Source organism: Nocardioides sp. Arc9.136 (genome assembly GCF_030506255.1).
In the GTDB taxonomy this organism is placed as follows: Bacteria; Actinomycetota; Actinomycetes; order Propionibacteriales; family Nocardioidaceae; genus Nocardioides.
In genome coordinates, this window is record NZ_CP113431.1 from 3,469,873 (window position 1) to 3,486,199 (window position 16,327).

At 74.6% G+C, this 16,327-nt stretch carries 17 protein-coding genes; 12 read left to right on the top strand and 5 right to left on the bottom strand.

Features of this window, described 5'->3' with window-relative positions:
- Positions 1 to 27: 27 nt before the first annotated feature.
- The 4 genes from OSR43_RS16800 to OSR43_RS16815 all read left to right on the top strand — a co-directional run bounded on the left by OSR43_RS16800 (position 28) and on the right by OSR43_RS16815 (position 4,147).
- Positions 28 to 825 (top strand): NAD(P)-dependent oxidoreductase, encoded by a 798-nt coding sequence (locus OSR43_RS16800; protein ID WP_302267852.1) that lies wholly within the window; start codon positions 28 to 30, stop codon positions 823 to 825.
- Positions 826 to 984: 159 nt separating this feature from the next.
- On the top strand, positions 985 to 1,989 hold the full coding sequence (locus OSR43_RS16805; RefSeq protein ID WP_302267853.1) for an aldo/keto reductase: 1,005 nt from the start codon (positions 985 to 987) through the stop codon (positions 1,987 to 1,989).
- A 42-nt stretch (positions 1,990 to 2,031) separates the two neighbouring features.
- Positions 2,032 to 3,687, top strand: coding sequence for a phospho-sugar mutase (locus tag OSR43_RS16810; protein ID WP_302267854.1), 1,656 nt, complete (start codon positions 2,032 to 2,034; stop codon positions 3,685 to 3,687).
- Positions 3,688 to 3,724: 37 nt separating this feature from the next.
- On the top strand, positions 3,725 to 4,147 hold the full coding sequence (locus OSR43_RS16815) for a BLUF domain-containing protein (RefSeq protein WP_302267855.1): 423 nt from the start codon (positions 3,725 to 3,727) through the stop codon (positions 4,145 to 4,147).
- A gap of 26 nt (positions 4,148 to 4,173) precedes the next feature.
- Here the strand turns inward: OSR43_RS16815 and OSR43_RS16820 are convergent, their stop codons facing one another.
- Positions 4,174 to 4,779, bottom strand: a complete 606-nt coding sequence (locus OSR43_RS16820; RefSeq protein WP_302267856.1) for a hypothetical protein — start codon at positions 4,777 to 4,779, stop codon at positions 4,174 to 4,176.
- 81 nt (positions 4,780 to 4,860) lie between these two features.
- On the opposite strand from OSR43_RS16820, the gene deoC reads away from it, so the two are divergent.
- The 4 genes from deoC (at position 4,861) to OSR43_RS16840 (ending at position 7,269) form a co-directional block, all read left to right on the top strand.
- On the top strand, positions 4,861 to 5,553 hold the full coding sequence (gene deoC, locus OSR43_RS16825; RefSeq protein WP_302267857.1) for a deoxyribose-phosphate aldolase: 693 nt from the start codon (positions 4,861 to 4,863) through the stop codon (positions 5,551 to 5,553).
- Positions 5,554 to 5,627: 74 nt separating this feature from the next.
- A complete protein-coding gene (locus OSR43_RS16830) occupies positions 5,628 to 6,023 on the top strand; it encodes a Rieske (2Fe-2S) protein (protein ID WP_302267858.1) in 396 nt (131 codons plus the stop codon).
- A gap of 33 nt (positions 6,024 to 6,056) precedes the next feature.
- Positions 6,057 to 6,665: an ATP-binding protein gene (locus OSR43_RS16835; RefSeq protein ID WP_302267859.1), complete on the top strand. Its 609-nt coding sequence runs from the start codon at positions 6,057 to 6,059 to the stop codon at positions 6,663 to 6,665.
- A gap of 58 nt (positions 6,666 to 6,723) precedes the next feature.
- The gene (locus OSR43_RS16840; protein ID WP_302267860.1) at positions 6,724 to 7,269 is read left to right on the top strand and encodes a hypothetical protein; all 546 of its coding nucleotides are present in this window, start codon (positions 6,724 to 6,726) and stop codon (positions 7,267 to 7,269) included.
- Here OSR43_RS16840 and OSR43_RS16845 read toward each other — a convergent pair.
- Positions 7,232 to 8,206, bottom strand: coding sequence for a DUF559 domain-containing protein (locus tag OSR43_RS16845; RefSeq protein WP_302267861.1), 975 nt, complete (start codon positions 8,204 to 8,206; stop codon positions 7,232 to 7,234). The genes OSR43_RS16840 and OSR43_RS16845 overlap by 38 nt on opposite strands.
- 159 nt (positions 8,207 to 8,365) lie before the next feature.
- Positions 8,366 to 9,469, bottom strand: coding sequence for an adenosine deaminase (locus OSR43_RS16850; RefSeq protein ID WP_302267862.1), 1,104 nt, complete (start codon positions 9,467 to 9,469; stop codon positions 8,366 to 8,368).
- 112 nt (positions 9,470 to 9,581) lie between these two features.
- Between OSR43_RS16850 and OSR43_RS16855 the strand changes: the two genes are divergently transcribed.
- On the top strand, positions 9,582 to 10,037 hold the full coding sequence (locus tag OSR43_RS16855; RefSeq protein WP_302267863.1) for a MaoC family dehydratase: 456 nt from the start codon (positions 9,582 to 9,584) through the stop codon (positions 10,035 to 10,037).
- A 40-nt stretch (positions 10,038 to 10,077) separates the two neighbouring features.
- Here OSR43_RS16855 and OSR43_RS16860 read toward each other — a convergent pair whose 3' ends face one another.
- Positions 10,078 to 10,257: a hypothetical protein gene (locus OSR43_RS16860; protein WP_302267864.1), complete on the bottom strand. Its 180-nt coding sequence runs from the start codon at positions 10,255 to 10,257 to the stop codon at positions 10,078 to 10,080.
- A 144-nt stretch (positions 10,258 to 10,401) separates the two neighbouring features.
- On the opposite strand from OSR43_RS16860, the gene OSR43_RS16865 reads away from it, so the two are divergent.
- Both OSR43_RS16865 and OSR43_RS16870 read left to right on the top strand, forming a co-directional pair.
- Positions 10,402 to 10,758, top strand: a complete 357-nt coding sequence (locus tag OSR43_RS16865) for a hypothetical protein (RefSeq protein ID WP_302267866.1) — start codon at positions 10,402 to 10,404, stop codon at positions 10,756 to 10,758.
- 158 nt (positions 10,759 to 10,916) lie between these two features.
- Positions 10,917 to 14,906 (top strand): lamin tail domain-containing protein, encoded by a 3,990-nt coding sequence (locus tag OSR43_RS16870; protein ID WP_302267868.1) that lies wholly within the window; start codon positions 10,917 to 10,919, stop codon positions 14,904 to 14,906.
- Between the two features lie 54 nt (positions 14,907 to 14,960).
- Here OSR43_RS16870 and OSR43_RS16875 read toward each other — a convergent pair whose 3' ends face one another.
- Complete coding sequence (locus tag OSR43_RS16875; protein ID WP_302267870.1) at positions 14,961 to 15,518, bottom strand: TetR/AcrR family transcriptional regulator; 558 nt, start codon at positions 15,516 to 15,518, stop codon at positions 14,961 to 14,963.
- An 86-nt stretch (positions 15,519 to 15,604) separates the two neighbouring features.
- On the opposite strand from OSR43_RS16875, the gene OSR43_RS16880 reads away from it, so the two are divergent.
- Positions 15,605 to 16,321 (top strand): SDR family oxidoreductase, encoded by a 717-nt coding sequence (locus OSR43_RS16880; protein ID WP_302267872.1) that lies wholly within the window; start codon positions 15,605 to 15,607, stop codon positions 16,319 to 16,321.
- Positions 16,322 to 16,327 lie beyond the last annotated feature (6 nt).

Genomic DNA, 16,327 nt, shown 5'->3' on the forward strand with positions numbered 1-16,327 from the left:
CCGCCGCGGCGTCCGGGGCGCGTCCGCATGAGGGTCCTGGTCACCGGCGCCGCCGGCAGCATCGGCCGGGTGGTCTCGCTGGGCCTCGCCGACCGGGGGCACGAGGTCGTCGGCCTCGACCGGCTGCCGCAGCCCTCGGGCGAGGACGGCGCCTGGTACACCGTCGACTGCACCGACCCCGACGCCGTCGACGCCGTCTTCGTCGAGCAGTCCCTCGACGCGGTCGTCCACCTGGCCGGGCACCCCGGCGAGGCGAACCTCCCGGACTCGCTGGCCTCCCACGTGGTGACCACGGGCGCGCTGCTCGACGCGATGGTCGCCCACGACGTGCGCCGCATCGTCTACGCCTCCTCCAACCACGCCGTGGGCCGCACCCCGCGCCGGGACCTGGTCGGCGTCGACGCCCGGCCGCGGCCCGACACGTTCTACGGCGTCAGCAAGGTGGCCGCCGAGGCGCTGCTGAGCCTCTACGTCGACCGGTACGGCATCGACGCGGTCGCCTGCCGGATCGGCTCGTTCCTCCCCGAGCCCGAGACGGTCCGCAACCTCTCCACCTGGCTCTCCCACGACGACTGCGTCCGCATGGTCGAGGCCGGCCTCACCGCCACGGCCCCGGGCTTCGCGGTGCTGTACGGCATCTCCGCCAACACCCGGGCCTGGTGGGACCTCGAGCCGGGTCGCGCGCTGGGCTACGACCCGCAGGACGACGCCGAGGCCTGGGCCGACCGGATCCAGCCCTCCCCCGAGGACGACTGGGACGCCGCGCACGTCGGCGGCCCGTACGCCACGCCGACGTTCGAGCGGCCCGCCCTCAACCGCTCCTGAGCCACCCTTCGCCCCGACTCCTCAGGGGAAACCGGCACTCCTCAGGGGATGCAACCCCTGAGAGGTGCCGGTTTCCCCGGGGCCCCGGGGAAACCGACCACCCGAGCCTGGCCCCACCAGGACCTGGCACGGCTTGGAGCAGAGGTCTTTGCTGGGGGCATGACCTCTTCCGTGACGCAGAAGCGCACCCTCGGCACCGCCTCGTCCCTCACCGTGTCCGCCCTCGGCCTCGGCTGCATGGGGATGTCGGAGTTCTACGGGACCGCAGACGAGGCGACGGCGACCGCGACGATCCACCGGGCGCTCGACCTGGGCGTGACGTTCCTCGACACCGCCGACATGTACGGCCCGTTCACCAACGAGCAGCTGGTCGGCGCGGCGATCAAGGACCGCCGCGACGAGGTGCAGCTGGCGACCAAGTTCGGCAACGAGCGCCTGCCCGACGGCACCCGCGTCGGCATCAACGGCCGCCCGGAGTACGTCCGGGCCGCCTGCGACGCCTCGCTCTCGCGGCTCGGCGTCGACCACATCGACCTCTACTACCAGCACCGCGTGGACCGGTCGGTCCCGATCGAGGAGACCGTCGGGGCGATGGCCGAGCTGGTGGCCGCCGGCAAGGTCGGCCACCTCGGGCTCTCCGAGGCGTCGGCCGCCACCATCCGCCGCGCCCACGCGACCCACCCGATCACCGCGCTGCAGACGGAGTACTCGCTGTTCACCCGCGACCTCGAGGACGAGATCCTGCCGACCATCCGCGAGCTGGGGATCGGGCTCGTGCCGTACTCCCCGCTCGGCCGCGGCATCCTCACCGGCGCGATCACCTCGGAGGAGTCCTTGGCCGAGGACGACTCCCGCCGCTCGGCGTACTTCCCCCGCCTCAACGGCGAGGGCCTGCGCGCCAACCTCCGCCTGGTGGACAAGATCCGCGAGCTCGCCGCCGAGAAGGACTGCACCCCCGGCCAGCTCGCCCTCGCCTGGGTGCTGGCCCAGGGCGACGACGTGGCGCCGATCCCGGGCACCAAGCGGGTGGCCTACCTCGAGGAGAACGTCGGCGCCCTGGACGTGCCGCTGGACGCCGGGGACCTGCGCCGCCTGGAGGAGGCCGTGCCGCGCGACGCCGTCGTGGGCGACCGGTACGGCGACATGTCCTCGATCGAGGCCTGAGGCGCGGCCGGGCGCGGGGTCGGCGGCTCGTAGGGTGGACCGGTGACGAACACCGACGTTCCCTCCCTGCTCGCCGCCGCCCGCGCCTGGACCGCCGAGGACCCCGACCCGCGCACCCGCGAGGAGCTCGAGGCGGTCGTCGCCCGCGTCGAGGCCGGGGACGCGGCCGCGACGGCCGACCTGGCGGACCGGTTCGCCGGGACGCTGGAGTTCGGCACGGCGGGCCTGCGGGGCGCGATCGGCGCCGGCCCGAACCGGATGAACCGGGTCGTCGTCACCCGCGCCGCCGCCGGCCTGGCGGCGTACCTGCGCGACACCGGCGCCACCGGCCCCGTGGTCATCGGGTACGACGCGCGCCACGACAGCGACGTCTACGCCCGCGACACCGCGGAGGTGGTGACCGGCGCCGGGTTCGCCGCCCACCTCCTGCCGCGGCCGCTCCCGACGCCGCTGCTGGCCTACGCCATCCGGGAGCTGGGCTGCTCGGCCGGCGTGATGGTGACCGCGAGCCACAACCCGCCGCAGGACAACGGCTACAAGGTCTACCTCGGCGACGGCAGCCAGATCGTGCCGCCGGCCGACGCCGAGATCGCCGCCCGGATCGCGGCGGTCGGCCCGGTCGCCGACGTGCCCCGCGGGAACGGCGGCGCGGTGCTCGACGAGGGCATCGTCGACCGCTACCTCGACACCGTCGCCGGCCTCGCCGAGGACGGCCCCCGCGACCTCGACCTCGTCTACACCCCGCTGCACGGCGTCGGCGGCACGTCGGTGCTGCAGGTGCTGGAGTCCGCCGGGTTCTCCCAGCCGCGGGTCGTCGAGCAGCAGGAGCAGCCCGACCCGGACTTCCCCACGGTCGCGTTCCCGAACCCCGAGGAGCCCGGTGCCATGGACCTCGCGATGGCGCTCGCCGAGCAGCACGGCGCGGACCTCGTGGTCGCCAACGACCCCGACGCCGACCGCTGCGCCGCGGCGGTGCCGGGCCCGCACGGGTGGCGGATGCTGCGCGGCGACGAGGTCGGCGCGCTGCTCGCCCACGCCCTGCTCAGCTCCGGCAAGCAGGGCACCTACGCCACCTCGATCGTCTCCTCCTCCCTGCTCGGGAAGATGGCCGCGAAGGCCGGCCAGCCGTACGCCGAGACGCTCACCGGCTTCAAGTGGATCGGCCGGGTCGAGGGGCTCGCGTTCGGCTACGAGGAGGCGCTGGGCTACTGCGTCGACCCCGAGCACGTCCGGGACAAGGACGGCGTCTCCGCGCTGCTGCTGCTGTGCGAGCTCGCCGCCCGGGCCAAGGCCGAGGGCCGCGGCCTGCCCGACGTCCTCGACGACATCGCGCTGGAGCACGGCCTGCACGCGACCGACCAGCTCTCCGTGCGGGTCACCGACCTGGCCGAGATCGGCGCCGCGATGGAGCGGCTGCGCGCGACCCCGCCCGCCGCGCTGGGCGGCCTCGCCGTCGAGCGGGTCGACGACCTGAGCACCGGCTCCGCGGACCTCCCGCCGACCGAGGGGCTGCGCTACGCCCTCGCGGGCGGCGCGCGCGTCGTCGTACGACCGAGCGGGACGGAGCCGAAGCTGAAGTGCTACCTCGAGGTCGTCGTGCCGGTCGACCGCGAGGACGGCGTCGACGCGGCGCGGATCCACGCCGCCGGCCGGCTCGACGCCCTGCGCTCGGACATCAAGTCCGCGGCCGGGATCTGAGCGGCAGACCCGCCGGACGACTGGGTACCCGGACGCCGTGCTCTCCCTGACCTACGTCAGCTCCGCCACCGAGCTGCTCGACGCCGACGCCCTGGTCCGCCTCCTCGAGACCAGCCGGCCGCGCAACCACGAGCGCGGCCTCAGCGGCGTGCTGCTCTACCGCGACGGCAACATCATCCAGGTGCTCGAGGGCCCGGAGGAGGAGGTCGAGCAGACCTTCGCCGACATCGAGCGCGACCCCCGCCACCGCGGGGTGATCGTGCTGTTGCGCGACCGGATCGAGCAGCGGGCCTTCCCCGACTGGTCGATGGGGTTCCGCGACGTCAGCGGCGTCGACCTGGAGCGCGAGGACGGCTTCACCGACTTCCTCCGCGGACGCGACGACCCTGCCACCGGCGACGACAGCCACACCGAGGTGGTCGGCTCCCTGCTGCGCACCTTCCGCGAGACGATGCGCTGACCTCCGGACCAGTCGAGCAGGCCTCCTCAGAGGACCAGCGTGACCAGGAACCCGACGAAGGTGACCGCCAGGAGGACGATCTCGGCCCAGGCCGGGGTGCGGCGCACCTCGGCGGCCAGCGCGGTGACCTCCGGGGAGGAGCGGCGGATGCCGCGGGCGGTGCGGTCCTCGTCGACGAGCTGACGGATCCGCATCTCGACGATGTCGGCGTACGACGGGCCGGGGGTGCCCAGGTCGGGGTCGGTGCCACCGGGGGTCGAGCTCGCCCGCGTCTGGAGCGTCGAGCGCAGGGTCTGGCCGATGGCCGGCGAGACGTACCGCTTCTCCCCCGCGCGCACGGCGAGGACCTGCCGCACGCCGAGCTCCTCGACCGCCGCGAGCGGGATCGTGACCGTCTCGAGCATGTTGCGCAGCACCAGCCGGCCGTGGGCGACGAGCACCCGCGGGCGGAGCGTGGCCGCCCAGACCAGGACGCCGAAGAAGACCGCGCCGACGACCACCGCCGCGTCGTACCTCTCGGTCACGCCGAGGACGACGGCGCCGAGCGCCGCGAGCAGGCCGAGGACGCCGCTCACCCGTCCGCTGGTGGGTCGGAAGCTCTCCGTGACCTCGCCGGGTCCCTGCTCGCCCACCGCGTCGTCCTCCTGCTCTCGGTCCGGTCGTGCCCCAGCCCACCGTCGGGCCGGGCGCGGCGTCGAGCCTATGCTGAACCGGTGAGCGAACCCTCCGTCACCCAGGTCGCCCAGGCCATCGACCACACCCTGCTGAAGCCGGAGGCCACCCGCGCCGACGTCGAGGCGCTGGTGGCCGAGGCCGTCGAGCTCGGGACCTACTCCGTGTGCGTCTCCCCCTCGATGCTGCCCGTCGCCGTGCCGGAGGGCAGCGGGCTGAAGGTCGCCGTCGTCTGCGGGTTCCCCAGCGGCAAGCACACCTCCACGGTCAAGGCCGCCGAGGCTGCGGAGTCGGTCGCGAACGGCGCCGACGAGATCGACATGGTCATCGACATCGGTGCCGCCAAGGAGGGCCGGTACGACGCGGTCGAGGCCGACGTCGCCGCGGTCCGCGCGGCCGCGCCGGCGCCGACGGTGCTCAAGGTGATCATCGAGTCCGCCGCCCTGTCCGACGACGAGATCGTCGGCGTGTGCCGCGCCGCGGCCGCCGCCGGCGCGGACTTCGTCAAGACCTCCACCGGCTTCCACCCCTCCGGCGGGGCCTCCGAGCACGCCGTGCGCCTGATGGCCCAGACGGTCCCGCAGCTGCAGGTCAAGGCCTCCGGCGGCGTGCGCACCCTCGAGCAGGCGCGCACGATGATGGCCGCCGGTGCCTCCCGGCTCGGCGTCTCCGGCAGCCGCGCGCTCCTCGGTGCCGCCGGCGACGGCGGGTCCTCCGGCTCCGGCAGCTACTGACCGCTGTTGCCGTCGCCGTCATCGTCGGCGACCCGGTCGCAGACGGAGGGCCCGGAGCGGGTACCGGCCCTCCCATGAGCGACGACAAGCAGCCCGGCGTCCCCCTCTCCGAGCTGGCCGGCGGCAAGGTCCGCCTGGTCGGGCAGTGGGTGGTCGGCCTGCGCCGCACGACGGACACCACCGACCCGACCGCGCGCACCGGGGAGCCGTTCGCGGTCTCGCGCCGGTGCCGCCACCAGCTCGCCGACCTCAGCGAGGGCCACGTCGACGCGGACGGGTGCCTGGTCTGCCCGTGGCACCAGAGCCGGTACGACGTCAGCACCGGCGTCATGGTCGACGGGCCGAAGGGGTTCCTGGGCTACCACGGCCCGGCCCGGGGCTACCGCCAGTTCGTGGCGGCGTACTCCAAGGTGCTCCGGCTGCGCCGTGGCAAGGCCCACGTCGAGGGCGACCAGGTCCGGGTCGACTGAGCCCCGGGGGCCGGGACACGGCAGGATGTCCCGGTGCGCGCCCGGGTAATCGTCCTCGCCGGCCCCTCGGGGTCGGGCAAGTCCCGGCTCGCCGCGCGGATGGGCCTGCCGGTGCTGCGCCTCGACGACTTCTACAAGTCCGGTGGCGACCCCACGCTCCCCCGCATCGAGCACGGCGCGAACGCCGGCATCATCGACTGGGACCACCCCGACTCCTGGCTGCCCGACGACGCGCTCGCCGCGATGGAGACGCTGTGCCGCGAGGGGAAGGCCGAGGTGCCGATCTACGACATCGCCCACGACGGCCGCTGCGGGTGGCAGACCCTCGACCTGGACGGTGCCCCGTACTACGTCGCGGAGGGGATCTTCGCCCCCGACGTCGTCCGGCCCGCGCGTGAGGCGGGGATCCTCGCCGCGGCGTACTGCATCCGCCGGTCGCCCCTGCGCACCTTCTGGCTCCGCCTCCAGCGCGACCTGCGGGAGCACCGCAAGCCGCCGCTCGTCCTCGTCCGGCGGGGCATCGCCCTGATGCGCGCCCAGCGCGAGGTCGTCGCCGACGCCGTCGCGAAGGGCTGCCGGCCGGTCACGCCCGACGAGGCCTGCGCCGAGGTCGCGCGGCTGACCGCCGACGCGGCCCGCTGACGCGGGGTCCCGACGACGGCTCCCGGCGCCCGCTTCCGGCGGCTGCTATGACTCGGGGGTGACCCTGCTCCCCTGGGGCGCCGCGCTGCGCCAGCCCGACCCGCTCTCCTGCGGCGCCTCGGTGCTGGTGGTCGCGCGGATGCTCGCCGAGGAGGAGTACGCCGCGAGAGCCGCCGCGTCGTTCCCGGCGGAGGTGCTCGCGCTGCACCGGCGGGTGACCGGCCACCGGTCCCGCGACGGCCGCGCGCAGCTGCCCTGGCCGCGTGCGCTCGGCACGCCGCCGTGGGCGGTGGCCCGGGAGCTCGCGCTGGTCACCGGTGTGCGGCACCGGGTCCGGCGCGCCCGCTGGTCGACCCTGCAGGAGGCGCCGGGACGCAGCGCGCTCTACGTCGGCAACCGGCTCCTCCCGCGCCACGTGGTGCTGGTCCTGGCTGTCGAGGCGGACCGCCTGCGGCTCTACGACCCGGCCCGGGGAGACGTCGTGGTCGTCCGCCGGGAGGCGTTCGCGGCCGGGCGGCTGCGGGTGGCCGGGTGGGACCGGCCGTGGTTCGCCGTGGTCCCGGACGTCATCCGGAGCGTGGGAGCGGGTGCTCGGCCCGCATGACGTCCGAGGCGTGGCCCGTCCGGTGCAGGAGCGCCTGCTCGATCTGCCCGTAGAACGTGTCGGGCTGCAGCCGCAGCCCCAGCATCGGCACCCGCAGCACCCGGTCGCCCGACAGGACCAGGTCGTTCTGCCGGACCGCGTCGCCGACGACGTGGTCCACCCAGGCGTGCTGGATGCCGTCGACCTCGACGACCAGCCGGTGCTCGGGCCAGCAGAGGTCCAGGACGTACCGACCGTTGCGCCCGCGCCGCACCACCTGCCGCGCGGGCGCCGGGAGCCCCCGGCGCACCAGCTCCCGCACGATCGCCGCCTCGTCCAACGTGCGGGCGCCCTCGAGCAGCTCACCGACCACCTGCTGGACCAGCGCACGGCGCCGGTCCCTCCGCACGCGCAGCGCCTCCTCGCCCACCTGCTCGGCGGTGGCGAGGCCCTGCTGCACGGTCAGGGTCAGCAGGTACGCCGCCTGGCGGTCGGTCGCGGCCCACAGCGCCGCGCGGACCGCCGCCGTCGCGGGCCGGGTCCGCGGCACCCCGGTCGGCACGACGTCGGTCGCGCTCCACCGCCGGGTCTGCCGGATGTCGTACCGCGGGCTCCGTCGCACGCGCGCGCCGCGCGGGACCGACACCCTGACCCGGTCCACGACGTACCGCTGCAGGCCGCCGGCCACCAGGGCCGACGCCCCGTCCAGGCACGCGCGTGGCCCACCCTGGAACACCGCCGCCCAGTGGTGGCCAGCCTCGCTGAGGGTGCTGTTGTGCAGGCACACGGACTGGTCGCCCACCAGTCGCCAGCGGCCGCCGGCGACCTGTCCCCTCACCTGCCACCGGGTGACACCCAGCGCGTAGAGCTGCCGCCGCGACACCACACCGCCCTGGTCGGCCGCGAGGCGCCGGGCGGCGAGGAGGACGGGCAGGTCGTGGGGAGTCGTCGCGGGCACGGACGCACGCTCCCCGGAGCGGCGGACCCGGGCCATCGCTCCGCGGATGCCCTGGGGGCGCCGGCGCCCCGCGGGACGCTGTGGACAGGAACCGGCCCGCGTGCGGACGTCATCCGGAGCGTGGGAGCGGGTGCTCCCTCCGCATGACGTCCGGGTCGGTCAGCCGCCCAGCTCGGCGGCCAGCGCGGCGTACGCGGGCTTGATCACCGAGGAGATCAGCTCGAGGCGCTGGTCGAAGGGCAGGAACGCCGACTTCATGGCGTTGATCGTGAACCACTCGACGTCGCGCACGCCGTACCCGAACGCCTCGACCAACGCCCACATCTCGTCGGTCATCGAGGTGCCGCTCATCAGCCGGTTGTCGGTGTTGACGGTGACACGGAACCGCAGGCTCTTGAGCAGGCCGATCGGGTGCTCGGCGATCGACGCGGCGGCGCCGGTCTGGATGTTGGAGGCGGGGCACATCTCGAGCGGGATCCGCTTGTCCCGGACGTACGCCGCCAGCCGGCCGAGCTCGACGGTGCCGTCCTCGTGCGCGGTGATGTCGTCGATGATCCGGACGCCGTGCCCGAGCCGGTCCGCGCCGCACCACTGGATGGCCTGCCAGATCGACGGCAGCCCGAACGCCTCGCCGGCGTGGATGGTGAAGTGGGAGTTCTCGCGCTGGAGGTACTCGAAGGCGTCGAGGTGGCGGGTGGGCGGGTAGCCCGCCTCCGCGCCGGCGATGTCGAAGCCGGCCACGCCGCGGTCGCGCCAGGCGATCGCGAGCTCGGCGATCTCCATCGAGCGGGCCTGGTGTCGCATGGCGGTGAGCAGCTGCCGGACGACGATCCGGTCGCCCGCGGCCGAGCAGCCCTCGTCGAAGCCCCGCTGCACGGCGGCGACCACGTCGTCGAGGCTGAGGCCCTCCTGCACGTGCTGCTCGGGGGCGTAGCGGATCTCGGCGTACACCACGCCGTCCTCGGCCAGGTCCTCCACGCACTCGCGGGCCACGCGGGTGAGCGCGTCGGCGGTCTGCATCACGCCGACGGTGTGGTCGAAGGTCTCGAGGTAGCGCTCGAGGGAGCCCGAGTCGGCCGCCTCGGTGAACCAGCGGCCGAGCTCCTCGGCGTTGCCGGCGACCGGCAGCTCGTGGCCGCACGCCGCGGCGAGCTCGAGGATGGTCTGGGGGCGGAGCCCGCCGTCGAGGTGGTCGTGGAGGAGGACCTTCGGCGCCCGGCGCACCTGTTCCCTGGTCAGCGTGACGGGGGCACTATCTTGCATGCCGACCATCCAAGCACCCCGGTCACCGAGTTCCACATCGCCTGGTGCGAGCCCGCACGAGCCCCGCAGCCCCCGCCCACAGCCTTCCCGCACGCGTCCCCGAGGAGCCCCCATGCGCACGTTCTCCAGCTTCGAGGAGGTCGCCGAGGCGGCCGGTACCGACATCGGCTCGACCGACTGGGTGGAGATCGACCAGGCACGCGTCGACCTCTTCGCCGAGGCCACCGGCGACCACCAGTGGATCCACGTCGACGTCGAGCGCGCGAAGGACGGCCCCTTCGGCGGCACCATCGCCCACGGCTACCTCACCCTGTCGCTGGTGCCGTGGCTGGGCAGCCAGGTCTTCGCCCTCGACACCCCGGGCGCCAAGCTCAACTACGGCGTGAACAAGGTCCGCTTCCCGAACCCGCTGCTCGTCGGCAAGCGGGTCCGCGGGCACGTCGCCTTCGGCGAGGTCACCGACATCCCCGCCGGCAAGCAGGCCGTCATCGCCTACACCGTCGAGATCGAGGGCGAGGCCAAGCCCGCCTGCGTCGCCGAGACCGTCGTCCTGCTCCTCGCCGGCTGACGCACTCCGCCGCCGCCCGCGCAGCGGGAGTGGCGGCCGCTCAGTCCCGCGCGCGCCGCGCGAGGCGCTCGCGCCCGTAGGCCCGCACCTTCTCGGCCTCCGCCTCGGTGAGCCGGAAGTAGGCGTACGGCGTGATCTGCCACCCCATGGCGTGCAGCCACCGCCGGATGGTCCGGTCGGTGACGCCGAGCTCGTCCGCGAGCATCCGCGGGGTGATCATGGGTCGACCGTACGGCCGGACGGGCCCCGGCGGACGGTGCCCCCGCCGACGGAGCCGCACTTCTTCGGCCGGTCCCATGCGCGGGACGACGCCACACTGGATAACCATGCTGCGCGACACATAGCAATACATCAGGTTCGTTCCGTGTTCACGCTCACCGTGCTCGGGACCGCCACCCCGCACCCCCTCCCCGACCGGGCCTGCTCCGGCTACCTCGTGACCGCCGGCGACACCCGGGTGTGGGTCGACGCCGGCCCGGGCTCCCTCGCGAACCTCCTGCTGTGCGAGGCGGAGTCGGACCGGTGGACCTCGGACGCGCCGCAGGGCCACCACACCCCGGAGGACGCCGGAGCGCTGGCCCGTCGCGCCGGCGCCGGCCGGCTCCTCGTGACCCACGTCGGCCCCACGCTGACACCGGAGGCCGCCACCGCCCGCGCCGCCCACGTCTTCGGCGGGCCCACCGCCTGCGCCCGGGAGAGCGAGGTCCACGCGATCGGCTGACCTCGTGCCCCGGCCCGCCGGTCCGCTCGGCGCCCACCGGGAGCCTGACGTTCAGCGGCCCACCGCGGGCCGTTCACCTCCGCTTCGCCACCCTCCCCCAGGCTGCCGGTCGCCCCCATCCGTCGCTGGCTCGGCAGCGCACTCGAGGAAGAAGCGTCGTGGCCAGATTCCGGCACCGTCCGACCGCCCTGCTCGGCTCCGTCACGTTCGCCCTCGCGGGCCTGGTCACGGTGGCCGCCCCGGCGGACGCCGCGGACGCGGACGTGCGGATCAGCGAGCTCTCGTCGAACAACCCCGACTTCGTCGAGCTGGTCAACACCGGCGCCAGCGCGGTCGACCTCTCCGGCTGGGTGCTCAAGGACAACAGCGAGAGCAACTCCTACACGTTCCCGGCCGGCAGCTCCCTCGCCGCCGGCGAGACGCGGCTCCTGCGCGGCGAGAAGGTCGACTTCGCCTTCGGCCTGGGCAACGGCGACTCCGTACGGCTCTTCAGCGACAGCGACCTCGCGAGCCCGGTCGACGCCCACGACTACGCCGCGCACCCGGCCGCGGGCTCGAGCTGGAGCCGCTGCCCGGTCACCGGCGGCACGTTCGTCGTCGTCCCCGCGACTCCCGGCGCCGAGAACGCCTGCACCACCCCCGACAGTGCGGTGCGCATCGACGAGCTCTCCTCGAACAACCCCGACTTCGTCGAGCTGGTGAACACCGGGGCGGGCCCGGTCGACCTCTCGGGCTGGGTCCTCAAGGACAGCAAGGAGGAGAACCCGTACACGTTCCCGGCCGGCAGCTCGATCGCCGCCGGCGCCCTCCTGACCCTGAGCGGCGAGGGCGTCGACTTCGCGTTCGGCCTGGGCGGAGGCGACGCGGTCCGGCTGTTCAGCGACACCGACCCGACCACGCCGGTGGACTCCCACGCCTACGCCTCGCACCCGCCGGCCGGGAGGAGCTGGGGCCGCTGCCCGAGCGGCACCGGGACGTTCGAGGTCACCGCCGCGGCGACCCGGGGCGCGGCCAACCGGTGCGCCCCTCCGGCAGGTGCGGAGAGCATCAAGGTCAACGAGGTCCAGTCCGACCCCGGCGACCTGGTGGAGCTGACGAACGTCGGCGACGCGGCCGTGGACATCTCCGGCTACGTGCTCCAGGACAACGACGACAGCCACGTCTTCACGGTCCCGCCCGGCACGGTCCTCGAGGCGCACGCCCACCGGACCTTCGACGTCGACCCGTCCTTCGGCCTGGGCAAGGGCGACTCGGTCCGGCTGTACCCGCCGAACCGGGCGGTCCTGCTCGACTCCACGACGTACCCCGCCGACACGCACGCCGCGAACTGGGGCCGGTGCCCCGACGGCTCGGGCGCGTTCGGCGTGGTGCCCGACACTCTCGGCGCGGCCAACGCCTGCAGCGGTGGCCCGGCCGGGCCGCCGGACGTGGTGATCAACGAGGTCGAGTCGAACGGCGACCAGGTCGCCGACTGGGTCGAGCTGAAGAACCGCTCCGCCTCCCCCGTCGACGTCTCCGGCTGGAAGATCCTCGACGGCGACCCGGCCCACGCCGCGACCCCGGTCGTCGTGCCCGCCGGCACGACCATCCCCGCGGGCGGCCACCGCGCCGTCTACACCGAGATCGCGCAGAGCCCCGGTTTCGGGCTCGGCGTCGGTGACAGCGTCACGCTGCTCCTCGCCGACGGCACCACCCAGGTCGACACCACCACCTGGGGTGCGCACGCCGCGACCACGTGGGGCCGCTGCCCCGACGGCACCGGCGACTTCCGCGACACCACCGCCTCCACCCGGGGCCTGCCCAACGCCTGCAGCCCGGTCCGCATCAACGAGGTCGAGAGCACCGGCGGCACGCCGGGCGACTGGGTCGAGCTGGTGAACATCTCGACCGCGACGGTCGACGTCTCCGGCTACGTCGTCAAGGACGCCGACGAGGCGCACGCCTACGTCCTGCCGGCCTCGACCAGCATCGCCGCCAAGGGCCACCTGGTGCTCGAGGAGAGCACCCTCGGGTTCGGTCTCGACGACGCCGACGCGGTGCGCCTGTACGCCGCCGACGGCACCACGCTCGTCGAGCAGCACGCCTGGACCGCCCCCGCCACCCGGACCTGGGCGCGCTGCAAGGACGGCCTGGGCGACTTCCGGGACGCCGAGGCCCCGACGAAGGGGGCGGTCAACTCCTGCCCGGGCCTGGACACCACCCCGTGGCCGGGCGCCCAGACGGTCACCACGGCCGACCTCGCGGGCACCTTCGCCCAGGACCTCTCCGGCCTCGCCTTCGACCCCGCCGACCCCGACGTGCTGTGGGCGGCCCAGAACAAGCTCGGCACCCTGTTCAAGCTCACCCGCAGCGGCACCGAGCTCGTGCCGGCGTCCGGCTGGCCGAAGACCCCCGTGTACGTCGACGGCACCGGCGCCCCGGACACCGAGGGGATCGCCATCGGCCCCGACGGCTTCGTCTACCTCGCCTCGGAGCGCAACAACGCCGCCAGCGGGGTGAGCCGGATGTCGATCCTGCGCTACGACCCGGCCGCGACCGGCACCACCATCCGCGCCACCGCCGAGTGGGACCTGACCCGTCAGATCCCGGCCGCCGGCGCCAACCTCGGGCTCGAGGGCGTCGCGTTCGTGCCGGACTCCTACCTGACCGCCCACGGCTTCCGGGACCAGAGCACCGGCGCGACGTACGACCCCGCGACGTACCCCACCCACGGCAGCGGCCTGTGGTTCGTCGCAGTCGAGGACACCGGCGACCTCATCGCGTTCGCCCTCGACAGCGACGGCACCACCTCGCACAAGGTCGCCACCATCGACAGCGGCTTCGAGCACCTCGCCGACGTCGCCTTCGACCCCGAGCGCGGCCGCGTGTGGGCGGTCACCGACGACACCCACGACGGCCGGACCTCGCAGCTGGCGATCGACGACACGGGCAGCTTCGTCGTCGACTCCGCCCACGACCGGCCGGTCGGGATGCCCAACCTCAACAACGAGGGCTTCGCGATCGCCCCGCAGTCGCGCTGCGTGGACGGCCGCAAGGAGGTCCTGTGGGCCGACGACGGCGACACCGACGGGCACTCGCTGCGCCGCGGCGCGATCGACTGCACCGTCGCGACCCCGCCGACGACTCCCCCGACCACCCCGCCGACCACCCCGCCGGCGCCGCAGCCGCAGACGGTGACCTTCACCTCCGAGCCGCCGGCCGCCCCGGTCGTCGGCCAGACCTGGGCGGTCACGACCCAGGGCGGCGCCTCGGGCGCCCCGGTGACGCTGGCCGCCGGCGGCACCTGCACGGTGACCGGTACGACGGTCACCTTCACCGACCCGGGCACCTGCACGGTCACCGCACGGCAGGCCGGCACCGCGTCGTACGCACCGGGCTCCGCGACGCGCACGGTCACGGTCACCCGGGCGGCCACGACGACCACGGTGACCACCGGCGCGACCAGGCAGCGCGCGACCGTCCTCCCGGTCGCCCCGGGCGCCGGGACACCCACCGGCACGGTCACCTTCACCGCCGGCGGCGCCCCGCTCGGCACCGCCGCGCTGGACGGCGGGGTGGCCACCCTCGACCGTGCGGCGCCCGCCGGCACGACGACCGTGACCGCGACGTACGCCGGCGACGGCGACTTCACCGGATCGACCGGCTCCGCCGCCGCCGTCGTCGTCACCGACCCGAGGATCGCCGCCCGGCTCTCGTCGGCCCGGCCGGCCTCGGGGTGGTGGACCGGCCCGGTGACCGTGACGTTCACCTGCGCCCCGGGGAGCGCGCCGCTCGCCGGTCGCTGCCCCGCACCGGTCACCCTCCGCGGCGACGGTGCCGACCAGGGGGTGAGCCGCACGGTCACGGCCACGGACGGCGGGCGGGCCACCGTGCGGGTGGGCGGCGTCGACATCGACGGCACCGGCCCGAAGGTCGCCGTCACGGGTGTCCGCGACGGCGCGACGTATCGCCGCGGAGACCTGCCCCGGGCCCGTTGCCGGGCCTCCGACCGCCTCTCGGGCCTCGACTCCTGCCGGCTGAGGCACCGGGCGACCAGGACCGCGGGCGGCACGCGCGTGGTCGTCACCGCCACCGCCACCGACGCGGCCGGGAACGTGGCGACCAACCGGGTCGTCTACCGGGTCCGGAGGGCGCGGGCCGGGGCGTAGGCCGCGGGGTCCGCGCCGCACGTCCGGCGCGGGCCCTCCCGTCCCGGGCGCCGGCTAGCGCGGCGGCGCGGGGAGGGCGGCCATCGCGGTCCCGGCGATGCCCAGGAGGTCCTCGGCGGTGGCTCCGTCGCGGGCGCAGCCGGACATGCCACGCATGACGGCCACGAGGAACGAGGCGAGGTGACCGGTGTCCGTCGTGGCCGGGAGGTCGCGGTCCCGCACGCCCTGGTCGAGCCGCTCCTGGAGCCGTCGGCGGAGGACCTCGCGCTGCGCCTCGAGCCGCGGCTCGGTCAGCATCAGGCACCCCGCCGGCGTGGCCGGGTCCGTGTGGGCGCGTGCGGTGTCGTCCAGCATCCGGGCGACGGCCTCGTGCACGGTCGGAAGCCCGGCGGCCCGGTCGACCTCCTCGCACGTGCGCGCGAAGTAGACCGCCGAGGCCTCCTCGAACAGGCGGCGCTTGTCGCCGAACGCCGCGTACAGGCTGGGCGGCGTCACCCCCATGGCCGAGGTCAGCATCGCGACGGAGGTCTCCTCGTAGCCCGTGCGCCAGAACTGCTCGACAGCCGCGCGCAGAGCGGCGTCGCGATCGAAGCTCCGCGGTCGGCCAGCCATGCCGCACAGCATAACGTATCGATCGCTATGGAATGTGCTACGGTCCTCGAGTCAATCAATAGCGATCGCTACAGAATGGATGGGTCATGGACCTGAGGAATGCGGTGGTGCTCGTCACCGGGGCGAACCGGGGCATCGGCGCCGAGCTCGTCGAGCAGCTGAAGGAGCGCGGAGCGGCCAAGGTCTACGCCGCCGCACGCGACGCCGCGACGATCCGCACCACGGGCGTGGACGCGCTCGAGCTGGACATCACGGACGCGGGCCAGGTCGCGGCGGCCGCCGCCGCGGCGGGTGACGTCCAGGTGCTCATCAACAACGCCGGCATCTCCACCGGGACGCCGCTCGTCGCGGGCGACGAGGCCGAGATCCGCCGGGAGATGGACACGAACTTCTACGGCCCGCTGCGCATGACCCGTGCCTTCGCCCCCGTCCTGGGCGCCAACGGCGGCGGCGCGATCCTCAACGTCATCTCGGCACTGTCGTGGTTCACCTCGCCGACCGCCGGCGCGTACGCCGCGTCGAAGGCCGCGGCCTGGGCGCTGACCGACAGCACGCGGCTCGAGCTCGCCGCCCAGGGCACCCACGTGGTCGGCGTGCACATGGGACTGGTCGACACCGACATGGCCAAGGGCGTGCAGGCGCCGAAGATCGCACCGTCGGACCTGGCCCGTGCCGCACTCGACGCCATCGAGTCCGGTGCGCAGGAGGTGCTGGCGGACGAGTGGGCGAGGCTCGTCAAGTCCGGCCTCAACCTCGACCCGCAGGCGCGGTACGAGCAGATCTTCGCCGCCCTCGGGGGCTGAGCAGCG